This is a genomic window from Vibrio sp. Y29_XK_CS5 (assembly GCF_024181835.1).
Classification (GTDB): Bacteria; Pseudomonadota; Gammaproteobacteria; order Enterobacterales; family Vibrionaceae; genus Vibrio; species Vibrio harveyi.
Genome location: NZ_JAMZAM010000001.1, coordinates 930,926 through 943,538, shown reverse-complemented (window position 1 = coordinate 943,538; position 12,613 = coordinate 930,926). Strand labels below are relative to the sequence as shown.

12 protein-coding genes are annotated in these 12,613 nt (G+C 43.6%); 10 read left to right on the top strand and 2 right to left on the bottom strand.

The genetic code is table 11. The features are described 5' to 3' along the window. Positions 1 to 68 precede the first annotated feature (68 nt). The 4 genes from NL647_RS04225 to modC all read left to right on the top strand — a co-directional run bounded on the left by NL647_RS04225 (position 69) and on the right by modC (position 4,168). Positions 69 to 1,520, top strand: a complete 1,452-nt coding sequence (locus NL647_RS04225) for a cobyric acid synthase (protein WP_253649692.1) — start codon at positions 69 to 71, stop codon at positions 1,518 to 1,520. Positions 1,521 to 1,610: 90 nt separating this feature from the next. Then, positions 1,611 to 2,363: a molybdate ABC transporter substrate-binding protein gene (modA, locus tag NL647_RS04220; RefSeq protein ID WP_253649691.1), complete on the top strand. Its 753-nt coding sequence runs from the start codon at positions 1,611 to 1,613 to the stop codon at positions 2,361 to 2,363. Positions 2,364 to 2,375: 12 nt separating this feature from the next. Next, complete coding sequence (gene modB / locus NL647_RS04215; protein ID WP_047515810.1) at positions 2,376 to 3,065, top strand: molybdate ABC transporter permease subunit; 690 nt, start codon at positions 2,376 to 2,378, stop codon at positions 3,063 to 3,065. Further along, positions 3,062 to 4,168, top strand: a complete 1,107-nt coding sequence (gene modC, locus NL647_RS04210) for a molybdenum ABC transporter ATP-binding protein ModC (RefSeq protein WP_253649690.1) — start codon at positions 3,062 to 3,064, stop codon at positions 4,166 to 4,168. The genes modB and modC overlap by 4 nt, the downstream gene beginning before the upstream one ends. A gap of 63 nt (positions 4,169 to 4,231) precedes the next feature. Here modC and NL647_RS04205 read toward each other — a convergent pair whose 3' ends face one another. Next, positions 4,232 to 4,669: a DUF3069 domain-containing protein gene (locus NL647_RS04205; protein WP_005446880.1), complete on the bottom strand. Its 438-nt coding sequence runs from the start codon at positions 4,667 to 4,669 to the stop codon at positions 4,232 to 4,234. 244 nt (positions 4,670 to 4,913) lie between these two features. Here NL647_RS04205 and NL647_RS04200 point away from each other — a divergent pair, with 244 nt between their 5' ends. The 3 genes from NL647_RS04200 to NL647_RS04190 all read left to right on the top strand — a co-directional run bounded on the left by NL647_RS04200 (position 4,914) and on the right by NL647_RS04190 (position 8,380). Next, positions 4,914 to 5,873, top strand: a complete 960-nt coding sequence (locus NL647_RS04200; RefSeq protein ID WP_005446879.1) for a diguanylate cyclase — start codon at positions 4,914 to 4,916, stop codon at positions 5,871 to 5,873. Positions 5,874 to 5,887: 14 nt separating this feature from the next. Continuing rightward, positions 5,888 to 6,865 carry a Solitary outer membrane autotransporter beta-barrel domain gene (locus NL647_RS04195; protein ID WP_253649689.1) on the top strand — a complete coding sequence of 326 codons (978 nt, stop codon included), beginning with the start codon at positions 5,888 to 5,890 and terminating at the stop codon, positions 6,863 to 6,865. A gap of 540 nt (positions 6,866 to 7,405) precedes the next feature. Continuing rightward, the gene (locus NL647_RS04190; protein ID WP_050938536.1) at positions 7,406 to 8,380 is read left to right on the top strand and encodes a Solitary outer membrane autotransporter beta-barrel domain; all 975 of its coding nucleotides are present in this window, start codon (positions 7,406 to 7,408) and stop codon (positions 8,378 to 8,380) included. Between the two features lie 25 nt (positions 8,381 to 8,405). Here the strand turns inward: NL647_RS04190 and NL647_RS04185 are convergent, their stop codons facing one another. Next, entirely contained in the window at positions 8,406 to 9,650 is a 1,245-nt protein-coding gene (locus tag NL647_RS04185; protein WP_005446873.1) for a GGDEF domain-containing protein, read from the bottom strand. A 254-nt stretch (positions 9,651 to 9,904) separates the two neighbouring features. Here NL647_RS04185 and NL647_RS04180 point away from each other — a divergent pair, with 254 nt between their 5' ends. From NL647_RS04180 to NL647_RS04170, 3 genes are all read left to right on the top strand, one after another. After that, entirely contained in the window at positions 9,905 to 10,273 is a 369-nt protein-coding gene (locus NL647_RS04180; protein ID WP_005446871.1) for a late competence development ComFB family protein, read from the top strand. A 59-nt stretch (positions 10,274 to 10,332) separates the two neighbouring features. After that, positions 10,333 to 10,614: an HlyU family transcriptional regulator gene (locus NL647_RS04175; protein WP_061066424.1), complete on the top strand. Its 282-nt coding sequence runs from the start codon at positions 10,333 to 10,335 to the stop codon at positions 10,612 to 10,614. A 435-nt stretch (positions 10,615 to 11,049) separates the two neighbouring features. After that, a complete protein-coding gene (locus NL647_RS04170; RefSeq protein ID WP_061066423.1) occupies positions 11,050 to 12,606 on the top strand; it encodes a Re/Si-specific NAD(P)(+) transhydrogenase subunit alpha in 1,557 nt (518 codons plus the stop codon). The last annotated feature ends 7 nt before the right edge of the window (positions 12,607 to 12,613 follow it).

Genomic DNA, 12,613 nt, shown 5'->3' with positions numbered 1-12,613 from the left:
TTTTCTTGAGTCCGATACAGAGATAACGTTATGATTGTTCACCTTCTTTTTTCTCTTATTAAACGTTCATGAAATCACCAATCCCTTCATTAATGGTACAAGGCACGACTTCTGATGCCGGAAAAAGCGTCCTTGTGGCAGGTTTATGCCGTGTACTAGCCCGTAGAGGGATAAAGGTTGCCCCATTCAAGCCGCAGAACATGGCCTTAAATAGTGCAGTAACCAAAGATGGTGGGGAGATTGGGCGTGCTCAAGCAGTGCAAGCGCAAGCGTGTAATGTCGAACCAACCGTTCACATGAACCCAGTGCTAATCAAACCGAACAGCGATACAGGTGCACAGATCATCTTACAAGGTAAAGCTTTGTCGAACATGGATGCTGTCAGATTTCATGATTACAAAAAAGTGGCAATGGGAACCGTATTGGACTCATTTTCAAAACTGGTGGATGAATACCAATCCGTCATGATTGAAGGAGCAGGCAGTCCGGCAGAGATTAACTTAAGAGAAAATGACATCGCCAACATGGGCTTTGCAGAAGAAGCCGACGTACCCGTTATTATTATCGCGGATATCGACCGTGGTGGTGTGTTTGCCCATCTGTATGGGACGCTAGCGTTACTATCCAAATCTGAACAAGCTCGCGTCAAAGGCTTTGTGATTAATCGCTTCCGTGGCGACATCAGCTTACTTGAATCTGGTCTTGATTGGCTAGAAGAGAAAACGGGCAAGCCTGTACTGGGTGTATTGCCGTATCTTCACGGGCTAAACCTCGAAGCAGAAGATGCCATTACGGCACAGCAAGAGCTGTCTTCACAAGTGAAACTCAATGTTGTGGTACCAGTATTAACCCGCATTAGTAATCACACCGATTTTGATGTGTTGCGTCTTAATCCAGACATTAACCTTCGCTACGCTGGCAAGGGCGAAAAGATCGACAAAGCCGACCTCGTGATCTTGCCGGGTACTAAGTCAGTTCGAGACGATTTGGATTATCTACGTAGCCAAGGCTGGGATAAAGACATTCAACGTCACATCCGTCTGGGTGGCAAAGTCATTGGCATTTGTGGTGGTTACCAGATGCTTGGCAACGTAATTGACGACCCATATGGCGTAGAGGGTCAGCCTGGTCGTAGTGAAGGTCTTGGTTTGTTAGACATCACTACAACTCTAACCGACAGTAAACAGTTAACGCATACACAAGCGCAGCTTTGCCTAAACGGTAAGACAGCAGACGTGAAAGGCTATGAGATTCACGTTGGTCGAACTGAAGTTAAGAGCGCTCAACCTCTCAAGTTAAATTCTGGGGAGGCAGAAGGATCGCTGAGTGAATGTGGCCAAATTATGGGAACTTACCTACACGGGTTCTTCGATGAGGCAGACGTGTTGAGCTTGGTTTCAGAGTGGGTAAACGGCACTCAAATCAAACAACAAGACTTTGAAGAGTTAAAAGAACAGGGCATTAATCGCATTGCGGATGCGATAGAACAACATATGAATCTTGACTTTCTGTTCAAATAAAACCAGTTTTTAACTGTTTGAAGCACAAATAAAAGTGGACAGATAGCTCCACAGTTTCAACTTCTGCCTGCCTAGAACCGGAGTGTTTTTATGAAAGCATGGAAAATACATGCTTGCCTAGTGGCAATATTGAGCGTTTCATCAGCAGCAAACGCAGCAACTGAATTAAAAGTTTATGCAGCTTCGTCAATGACCAACGCGGTCAACGATATTGCACAACAATTCGAGACAAAGTATGACGTAACGGTCACGCCTGTTTATGGGGGTTCTTCGTCTATCGCTCGCCAGATTTTAAACGGCGCACCTGCAGATATTTTTATCTCGGCAAACACTAAGTGGATGGATTACTTAGTAAAATCAAAAGCAGTGAAAAATGACAGTGTCACTAATTTAGTGCGAAATAGCCTAGTTTTGATTGCACCAAAAGCCTCAACAATCGAGCCTTTTGATTTTTCAGATGCAAATGCATGGAACCAAGCATTAGAAGGTAATCGTCTCGCTTTAGGTAACCCTGTATCTGTTCCTGCTGGTATGTACGCGAAAGAATCGCTCACCAACCTTGGTGTTTGGAAGAAACTAGAACGCCAAATTGCACCTGCAAAGAACGTTCGTTTAGCTTTAGCGCTTGTTGAACGTGGCGAAGCCCCATTGGGCGTGGTGTATAAGACGGACGCACTTTTAACAGATAAAGTAAAAGTGGTGGGCGAGTTTGCAAATGACACTCACGCGGACATCATTTACCCAGCAGCGATTGTTAAAGACTCTACGCAATCCGAGCAATTCTTCGAATATTTGAAATCGGGCGATGCTAAAAAAGTGTTTGCACAATACGGTTTTCAATAAAAAGGGCACAGAGTGACAGAACTTGAATACCAAGCCTTAATACTGAGCCTTAAAGTTGGAGCATATGCTGTCCTATGGTTGATTCCTTTGGGAATTGCTCTTGCTTGGTTACTTTCACGAAAAGAGTTTATCGGGAAGTCTATTCTAGACAGCTTGATCCATCTGCCATTGGTTTTACCGCCAGTGGTAATTGGTTATCTATTGCTGATCTCGCTTGGTCGTCAAGGCTTTTGGGGGAATTGGCTATATGAACATTTTGGTTTGGTATTTAGCTTCAACTGGAAGGGAGCGGTGGTTGCTTGTGTTGTTGTAGCTCTACCTTTAATGGTGCGTTCCGTCCGTCTGAGTTTAGATAATGTTGACCCAAAACTTGAGCATGCCGCATCGACGTTAGGCGCATCACCTTTGAAGGTGTTTTTTACGATCACATTGCCTTTAACCATTCCCGGAATTATTACCGGAACGATGTTGTCTTTTGCCCGTAGCCTTGGTGAATTTGGTGCCACAATCAGCTTTGTTTCTAACATACCAGGCGAAACCCAAACCATTCCTTTGGCGATGTACAACTTCATAGAAACGCCAGGAGCAGAGATAGAAGCTGCTCGTTTGTGCGTTATTTCCATTGCTTTAGCACTGTCGACCTTAATGATCTCTGAATGGTTAAATCGTAAAGCGGCTTCACGTTTGGGAGCTAAGCGATGAGTATCAAAATTCAATTTAAACAATTACTTGGCGAAACTGACTTTGACATTGATCTGACGTTACCGGGTAACGGAATAAGTGCCTTATTTGGTCGCTCAGGAGCAGGAAAAACAACGTTAATCAATGTGATTAGCGGATTGGTCACACCCCAACAAGGCAAAGTGTCCATTGGGGAACATGTTCTTTTCGATAGCGATGTTGGCATTAATTTACCCACGCATAAACGCAGAATCGGTTATGTCTTCCAAGACTCGCGTTTATTCCCGCATTACTCAGTGAAAGGCAATTTACTCTACGGTGTCGTGGAAAAAGATGAAGATTATTTTGATAAGGTGACAGAACTGCTCGCTATTAAGCCGCTACTGAAACGCTTTCCAATCTCTTTATCCGGTGGTGAAAAGCAACGTGTCGCTATTGCAAGAGCGCTTCTTTCCAAGCCTAATCTACTTTTGATGGATGAACCTTTGGCGTCTCTAGATATGCCGCGTAAGCGTGAAGTAATGCCATTTTTGGAAGAGCTGTCTGAGCAAGTCAATATTCCAATCGTATACGTTACGCATAGCTTGCAAGAAATCTTACGTTTAGCGCAGCACCTGTCGATTCTAGACAAGGGGCGAATCATGACGTCTGGCAAGTTAGAAGATGTGTGGGCTTCTCATGCCATGCGTCCTTGGCAGTCATTCTCGGACCACAGTAGCTTGTTTGAAGGAAAGATCGCGACTCATCACGAGAAATACGCGTTGACGTGTGTGAAGCTCGCACCAAGAGCTTGTCTGTGGGTTCAAAAGGTGGATGGTGAACCTAATACGCCAATTCGTCTTCAAGTACGTGCGAACGATGTTTCTATTGCATTAGACAAGCCTGTTGGCACCTCTATTCGTAACGTCTTAGCCGCAACAGTTGCTTCCATAGAAGAGCTGAATACAGGTGAAGACAAGCAAAGTATTACCGTTTCGCTCACACTAGATGAAGAGTGCCATTTGTGGGCAACGATTACGCCATGGGCATTGGACGATTTGAACCTAAAAGTCGGCGATGCCGTCTACGCTCAGATAAAAGGCGTAAGTGTTACACAACGAGATATTGCGTTAGCTCATCACTGATTACCAGAACCTCAAATACACAAAAGGCCGCAGATGCGGCCTTTATTTTGAAGAGTTTCGGAATTACTTCACGAATACTTCTTTGAATTCACGTTTAAGAAGAGGATCGCGACGTGCTTTCTTAAGTTGCTTAACCATGTCTTTCACGCAGTTGTGTAGAACATTGTCTAGCAGTTGAGCACGGTAGTCTTCTTTGTCTTCATCTGTCATGTTTTCTGGCAGATTTAGTGTCGGGAATTCTTCCATTACATTTAGGCCAGCAAAAGCTTGACCAACAGATACTAGAGCGTGGAATTGCTCGAAGTTGTCCAGAATGTTTTGTGCACTCGCTGGCATTTCATCCCAAGATGCACGAACAGCTTCTTCAGACACTTCATGGATAGAGGTAACCATCTCGAACATTTGCTCAGGAACTTCGTCAAACTCGATAACTTTGCGCAGTTCTGGAGAAATAGTTTCTAGATCGATTTTTTTACTTTCGTTGTTAGTTGCTTCTGACATGGTAAGTCCTGTTAGTACATAAGTGCGCACATTACTTTTAGTGCATAGTGTAACCAGATTACAGTGGCTCTCGTTACAAAAGGCGGGAATATTAATACCAAATGCATCAAATAGCTACCATAAGAACTATTTGATTACGTGACCGTTCAACAAAAAAATATAGCACTAAATTTGTCGCGTAATGCAACAAGTCTGTGAGTATGATATATGTTTAATAAAGACTGATAAAAGAATGGAACGCGCTATGCAACCGACAGGGACATCGATGCGCATTCTGTTAGTTGATGATGTTCAACTAGACCGAATGCAGTTGGCTATCCGATTAAAACAACAAGGTCATATAGTTAAAGCCGTTGGAAGCGGGCTGGAAGCACTCAATACCTATGAAAGCTTCGACCCAGAGCTCGTATTGCTCGACATTGCGATGCCCGACATGAATGGCTTCGAAGTGTCGCTTCATATCAGAGAAACCTTCCCGGATTGGATTCCTATTATCTTCTTAAGTAGTCATGAAGAGCCAGAAATGATCGCGAAAGCGATAGAGGCGGGTGGTGATGACTATTTGATAAAGCCGGTCGACAAATTGGTGCTCAATTCCAAACTTATGGCAATGCAGCGTATTGCCCACATGCGTCGTGAATTGAAGCAAGCAACCGCGCAACTTGAAGAAATGAATTCACGTCTGCAGCAACAGGCGAACGAAGATGGTTTAACAAAGCTGTATAATCGACGCTATATCGATCATAAACTTGAAACCATGATCGCGTGGCATGGTCGCCATCATATGCCGATGGCGTTAATTCTTCTCGATGTAGACTTCTTTAAGCCATTTAATGACAACTACGGTCATATAGAAGGGGATCGATGCTTACAAGCAATCGCAAACCAACTCAAAGCGACATTCTGCCGTTCAGGAGAATATGTAGGTCGTTACGGCGGTGAAGAGTTTGTCATTTTACTGAATAGTACAGACGCCCAGACCGCAGAAAGAGAGGCGGAGCGAATCCAAGAAGCGATGTACTTCTTAGATTACCCACATGCATACTCTAGCGTTGCAAACAGAGTGACTGTGTCACAAGGTGTGTTTGCATTTCAACCAACAGGTAAGGATAATGTCGCTGAATTATATGCGACTGCAGATAGAGCACTTTACACATCAAAGTCGCTAGGTCGCAATACGTATACTGTAGTAAATGCAAGTTAAATCAATACGATAGAATGAGATATACATTAGTGACATTGTCACTTATTTCGACTATTACTTTTGCAAATTCAGCGCAAGTACAGCAAACCTTACAAAAAGAGTTTGAGCGTAATTTCGCAATTGGCATTGTCTTATCCGATAGTGATGTGTTTACGTTAGGATTTCACGATTTTGACCCAAACAAATACCTAAATATCGACAATGAGGATATTGGTACCCAAGATTCGATTGATTTGAGAAAACAGGTCGCAATTTCGACGCTACCTTATCACCTTTCACTGACTGACAAAGAACAAACGAAGGCTCGATATAACTTAAAAGGCAGGTTGTACGCACTTAGTATTGATCAAAATGTCACGGTAAACGATGATAAAAGACCTGACCGAAACAAAGAATTGATTCTTGGCGCGTACAATGAACTCCAACGTCAAGACACTCTCTCTGAACACCTCACGCTAAGCACCGCAGCAGGTGCCCATTTTATGTATTATCGCAACGACTATGATTACCGTAGCGATGCTCTCGATAACTTGAAGCCCTATCTAGAAGGCATTTACCTCAATACCGATGCGTGGGCATTGGTTGGTGAAGTTAATGCTGAGCTCAAATACTTAGAAAATGAAAAGTGGGGGAAATGGTACGTTTGGTCTTCGCCGCATTATTTTTACGGTGCAGGCTGGGGCGAAGGTAATAATGGCGATGTGGGTAACCCTGAGGGCTGGTACTGGGTCAATGGCGTAAAGCTTTTCTATGATTTTACTAAGGTAGGTCGCACGGTTCAGTCTGTTTATACAAGCTTCAATCGAGTAGACGTAGGTGGCGATACCAGTAAACCGATGAATACTTCACACTATTATGAAGCAAGCGTCGGCTGGTTGATGACACCGCCATTCAAATCCGATTGGATTGACAATGTCGGACTAGGTCTGACGATCAACTACGGCAGCGCACTCAAAGGCGGCAGTTTGGTTTTGTTCTTTAATCAAGAGTAGAGTCAGTCTATCTCTCGCGGTTGAATTTTGTTCGGATGAGGGACGCCTATACCCAAGTAACCTCGAGATGCTAGGTTCAGCGAGACTGACTTGGTTTGTAGACGCGGCGGCGATTTAAAGGTTTAGTGGGTCTAAATCAAGAATCGACAACAAAGTATACAAGCCAAGGCAGCTCGCCCTTTGGGAGCGTGTCATTGACCCGATTGCTGCGTCAAACAACTTGGAAAGAGCTGGCTATTACACTGCGTTGCTTTCCTTGCTCTCGAATCAATGACAACGCTCTGAATCCTGCATCTTGAAGTCACTTGGGTATAGTCAAAATTATTTTAGGCGAGGCAAGGACTGTGTCGTTTAGCCTTCCAAACAAATACTGCTTAATAAACCAGCATAAAACCGCTTGAAAACGCAACCGCTCCTAGGCATAAAGAAAACATTTGCATTTATTTCTTCTCCAAGCCAAAATCGCGCCCCATTTTGCTTAATAGGAACATAAGCACATAAACCAAGTCATGGAACGGCGATAGCAAACACATAAGAGTTATGCGTAAGTTGGCTTGTCTGGCGATGGTTTTCGCCTCTACTTCTTCTTATTCCAGTACGGTTCAAAAACAACTTCAAAAAGAGTTCGATTATAACTTTGCATCCAGCATTGTGCTTTCTGACAGCGACGTTTTCACGTTTGGATTTTCAAACTTCGACCCTAATGAGTTCCTTAACCTTGATGATGAATTGTTGGGTGACAGTGAATCCGTCGATTTACGAAAAAAAGTCTCTGTGATGTCTTTGCCATTCAGTGTTCCCGTTAACCATTATCGTTATTCTCCTTATCAAACTAAGGTAAATGGAAGGGGGTATTTACTGTCTGCTCAACAAAAAATATCCGCATTTGAGTCGAGTACACCCGACGAAATGGATGAGTTGACTTTTGGTGGCTACTTAGAAGTCGAACAGGAAGCGTATCTCAACCGAAATGTAACGTTAAGCGCGGCGGCAGGTACACACGTCATGTATTACCAAAATAATTATGCGTACCGGAGTGATACATTAGAAGACTATAGAGACCAGATTGATGGCGTTTATGTCAACACGAGCTCTGTAGCTATGGTTGGTGAACTTAACGCGACTGTAAAATACAGCCCTTACGGTCATTTTGGACAGTGGTACTTTTGGTCCTCACCGCACTATTTCAATGGTTTTGGCATCAATCTAGGGAAGGGAGATGATGCTATTAATCCCGAAGGTTGGTACTGGGTCAATGGCGTGAAAGTCTTCCATCGGTTGGCTATTTGGCAAAATATGGTCCAATCGTTTTATACCAGTTTTAATCGTGTAGACATTGGTGGAGACACGAAAAAGCCGTTAAACACAGACCACTACTATGAAGCAAGTATGGGCTGGTTGATGACTCCTCCAGTCAAAATTCCGTTTGTCGTTAACATCGGTGTGGGGATGAGCCTGAACTATGGTAGTGCATTCAAGGGGGGAAGCTTGGTGCTTTTCTTCAACCAAGCATAATGTCCGTACATTGATGTAATACGGATTAAGCGTGGCAGAACCTAACGCAGTTTCTGCCTGCTTTTTTCGCCTTGTACAAGGCGTCATCCGCTAACTTAATAACATCAGCAGGATTGCGAGCACTGCGGCTGTCTGCCACACCAAAACTTGCCGTTACTGACACGGTTTTCTTCTTCGGAACGGCATTACCACGTTTTTTACGACCTTGTTTGTTATCTTCAGGACGGTTGTCTTGATCGCGTAGAATCATTTCATATTGTGCAATCAGTTCGCGAACTTCTTCCACATGCGTTTCGCAATCTTCGGTGTACTTGCCTTTGAAAACGATCGTGAACTCTTCTCCACCAAAGCGGTATACCTTGGCGCCGCCCTGGGTTTTCATTAGGCGAGAAGCCACCATCTTCAATACATCATCACCAGTATCATGCCCATAGGTGTCATTGAATTTCTTAAAATGATCCACATCGAGCATCGCAATGGTGAACTTTCGCCCCATATGTTTTAAGTCTAAATCTAATGCACGACGACTTGGGATGAGTGTCAGACTGTCAGTAAATGCCAGTTGATGACTTGCTGATGTTGAATAGATGATGATCAACAGTCCAGTTAGCGTGAACATGGTGCTTGATATGTATTGAACATCGAAGAAAATAAACGTTGCTGATGCCAGAACCATTGCAGAATAGGTCATTGCATGGATGATCTTGTTCTTCTTAAGCACTAAGATTCCAAGAAAACAAACAATGCCAATGCAGTAAAGCACCAAGACCAAAGGAAGCTTGGAGATACTCGGTACGATAAACAAGATACCATTAGTCCACTGTTCAAAGCCGCCTTCGACGTAATACGTCAATGTTACGTAAGACCAAAACACAAACAGGATCAACATCAACATGTACGTTAGGGTTGCTCGTGAATCGAAGCCTTCTTTATTGAAGAGAAAAACAGCTAAGAAAGACACAGGAAGCAAACTTGCGAGGATGGTAAGCTCTAAAAGAGCTGTGCCAGTTTGAAGTGGTACTTGTAAGCGGTGCTGAATCACAAAATAAGCGAGGAGCATCGCGATACACACCATGGACTCGCGACCTTGCTTGAACGAGTAACACATTAGTAGCGCACAGCCGAGCAAAATATACGGCAAGTTTGCAGCGATTCCCCAGTTCGACTGAGTCATCTGAATAATGCTATCCATACCCACGCTGACCATACCCAATAACAAAATTGGGAATAGAAACCTAAAGCCTGGGGAGGTCATTAAAGATGAAGCCATCTACTACAAATTACCTTCAAATAGTTGAATATATCTAATGAGTTACATTAAGCATTCAATTAATACCGTGTGTGAACAGTATAAATTCACATGCTTTCAAAACTAACAAGAATACGTGTATTTAGGAAATTTCCAAGCATTTTACAGTCAATGCTTACAAAAAGAGAGAGGTTGATTAAATTAAGAGCAATCAACAAGTTGCATGTAACTTGTGGGTGCTATACTTTCAAAGTGTTGAACAAAGGAGAAAATCGATGCAGATCAGTTCAGACGTACACAATTACATGGAAACTTTGGTAGGACAGGTGCTTGCTTCAGAGCAGTATATCGATGAGTTTGACAATGAGCAGCTCGCTGATATTGCCTGTCTCGCGCTCATACAGTTAAAACCGGTTTATATTCGACACGACATCGATTTTCTTTCTGCACTTCCTGAGCGAAAGCTGGCTCAGTTTAAGCAAAGTGTTGATATTGCAGTCCAAAATGCAGCGGCAATGATCCTAGAAGACAGACGCAAAAATCGTAACAATGATGTGCCTGTAATTTTGTCCCATACCAGTTATGATGAAGACAAAGAACTGGATTGGTTCGAAAAACCGATCCTCAACGTCAACATAAAATAATCGATGTTCATTAGTATCTAAGAGAAGGTACAGATAGTGGGCATCCCCAAGGAGGAACCGTGGGATTCTTTTCACGCTTGTTCGGTGGCAGTGAAAAAGCTGCTGAAGTAAAAACGGTTGAACCAGTTGAGTACAAAGGGTACCTAATCTATCAAGAAAGCCTTTCAGAAGGCGGTCAGTACCGTATTGCTGGACGTATCGAAAAAGACTTAGATGGCGAAGTGAAGTCACATCGTTTTATCCGTTCTGATTTATTGGGTTCAGAGCAAGACGCCAATGAACTGATGCTCAAAAAATCGCAGATGTTTATTGACCAAATGGGTGAAAAGATCTTCGATTAAGAATTCACTGCAACTTGATACGAATCATCTTAAAGAGAGCCATTAGTGTATATGCTGATGGCTCTCTTTCTTTTTTAGGCTTAAATATCTGTTAAATAAGCAGTTAGAGTGTGTCTGGTTAGACCTCTGCTTAGTCATGCTAATCGTTGTTATTTTTCAGCGCGAAGTGGAGAATTATTCATTCCGTGGCGTTATATGTAATGAAATTTAGTATTTTTATTACAAAACACTTGAAGTCACGATTGACGTTAGATAAAAACAGAATAATAACAGGGCTGTTAGTCAAGATGTGACTATGCAAGTGGGTGACCCCAAACACCATCATTCGTTTGTATTTATCTTGCGTCGTAAACAGATAGAAATAAAAAAGAATTAGAGTAGAGCTACGCTCTGTTTTGGGACTAATTATTGATATGTATACAAGGAGTATGCGTTTTGCAAATCGGTGTACCTAGAGAAATACTCGCAGGTGAATCGCGAGTAGCTGCATCACCAAAGTCGGTTGAGCAGTTAATTAAGTTGGGGTTCGATGTCGCTATCGAATCTCAAGCGGGGGTGCTAGCCAGTTTCGACGATGCAGCTTATGAAGCCGCAGGGGCGAAAATTGTATCTAGTGAAGAAGTATGGACATCAGGCTTAATCCTTAAAGTCAATGCGCCGCTCGTGGATGAAGAGAAAGGCATCGACGAAATCGCATTACTACAAGATGGCGCAACACTAGTAAGCTTCATCTGGCCTGCTCAAAATACAGAGTTAATGGAACAACTTTCTAGCAAGAACATTAACGTTCTGGCAATGGACGCCGTTCCTCGTATCTCTCGTGCGCAAGCATTAGACGCACTTTCTTCTATGGCTAATATTGCCGGCTATCGTGCCGTGGTTGAAGCTGCACATGAGTTTGGTCGATTCTTTACTGGTCAAATTACGGCAGCAGGTAAAGTTCCACCAGCGAAAGTGTTGGTTGCAGGTGCCGGTGTTGCGGGTCTTGCGGCGATCGGCGCTGCTGGTAGTCTTGGTGCTATCGTTCGTTCTTTTGACGTTCGTCCTGAAGTAAAAGAGCAAGTTGAATCGATGGGTGCAGAGTTCCTGACTGTAGACTTCAAAGAAGACTCGGGCTCAGGCGACGGCTACGCGAAAGAAATGTCAGATGAGTTCAACAAAAAAGCGGCTGAGCTGTACGCAGAGCAAGCTAAAGACGTTGATATCATCATCACCACCGCACTAATTCCGGGTAGACCGGCTCCGACGCTAATCACCAAAGAGATGGTGGATAGTATGAAAGCCGGTAGCGTTATCGTTGACCTTGCAGCAGCAAATGGCGGTAACTGTGAATACACTGTAAAAGATCAAGTCATCACAACGGCTAACGGCGTGAAAATCGTTGGTTACACCGATATGGTAGGTCGACTGCCAACGCAATCTTCTCAGCTATACGCGACCAACCTTGTAAACCTTCTAAAGCTGCTGTGCAAAGAGAAAGATGGCAACATCAACATTGATTTTGAAGATGTTGTTCTTCGCGGTGTCACTGTAGTGAAAGAAGGCGAGGTTACTTGGCCTGCACCACCGATTCAGGTGTCTGCGCAGCCACAAGCTAAACCACAAGAACCTGTTAAGCCACAACCTAAAGTTGAAGAACCAACGTCTCCGGTTAAGAAGTTTGGTGCACTGGCAGTAGGCGTTGGTGCGTTTGCGTGGGTAGCGTCTGTCGCTCCAGCAGCTTTCCTGTCTCACTTCACCGTGTTTGTGTTGGCGTGTGTGGTAGGTTACTACGTAGTGTGGAACGTAACACATGCTCTGCATACTCCTCTAATGTCTGTAACGAACGCGATTTCGGGCATTATCGTAGTAGGTGCACTGCTACAAATCGGTCAGGGTAATGGCGTTGTTACCTTCCTATCATTCATTGCTGTTCTCATTGCAAGCATTAACATCTTTGGTGGCTTTACCGTGACCAAACGTATGCTTGAAATGTTCCGCAAAGATAAATAATAGGAGT

What these genes read in the sequence shown, in the direction of transcription:
- NL647_RS04225 (WP_253649692.1), top strand. Translation starts at nt 69, where the DNA reads ATGAAATCACCAATCCCTTCATTAATGGTACAAGGCACGACTTCTGAT.
- NL647_RS04200 (WP_005446879.1), top strand. Translation starts at nt 4,914, where the DNA reads ATGCAACCGACAGGGACATCGATGCGCATTCTGTTAGTTGATGATGTT.
- modA (WP_253649691.1), top strand. Translation starts at nt 1,611, where the DNA reads ATGAAAGCATGGAAAATACATGCTTGCCTAGTGGCAATATTGAGCGTT.
- NL647_RS04185 (WP_005446873.1), bottom strand. Translation starts at nt 9,650, where the DNA reads ATGGCTTCATCTTTAATGACCTCCCCAGGCTTTAGGTTTCTATTCCCA.
- NL647_RS04195 (WP_253649689.1), top strand. Translation starts at nt 5,888, where the DNA reads ATGAGATATACATTAGTGACATTGTCACTTATTTCGACTATTACTTTT.
- NL647_RS04180 (WP_005446871.1), top strand. Translation starts at nt 9,905, where the DNA reads ATGCAGATCAGTTCAGACGTACACAATTACATGGAAACTTTGGTAGGA.
- modC (WP_253649690.1), top strand. Translation starts at nt 3,062, where the DNA reads ATGAGTATCAAAATTCAATTTAAACAATTACTTGGCGAAACTGACTTT.
- NL647_RS04205 (WP_005446880.1), bottom strand. Translation starts at nt 4,669, where the DNA reads ATGTCAGAAGCAACTAACAACGAAAGTAAAAAAATCGATCTAGAAACT.
- NL647_RS04190 (WP_050938536.1), top strand. Translation starts at nt 7,406, where the DNA reads ATGCGTAAGTTGGCTTGTCTGGCGATGGTTTTCGCCTCTACTTCTTCT.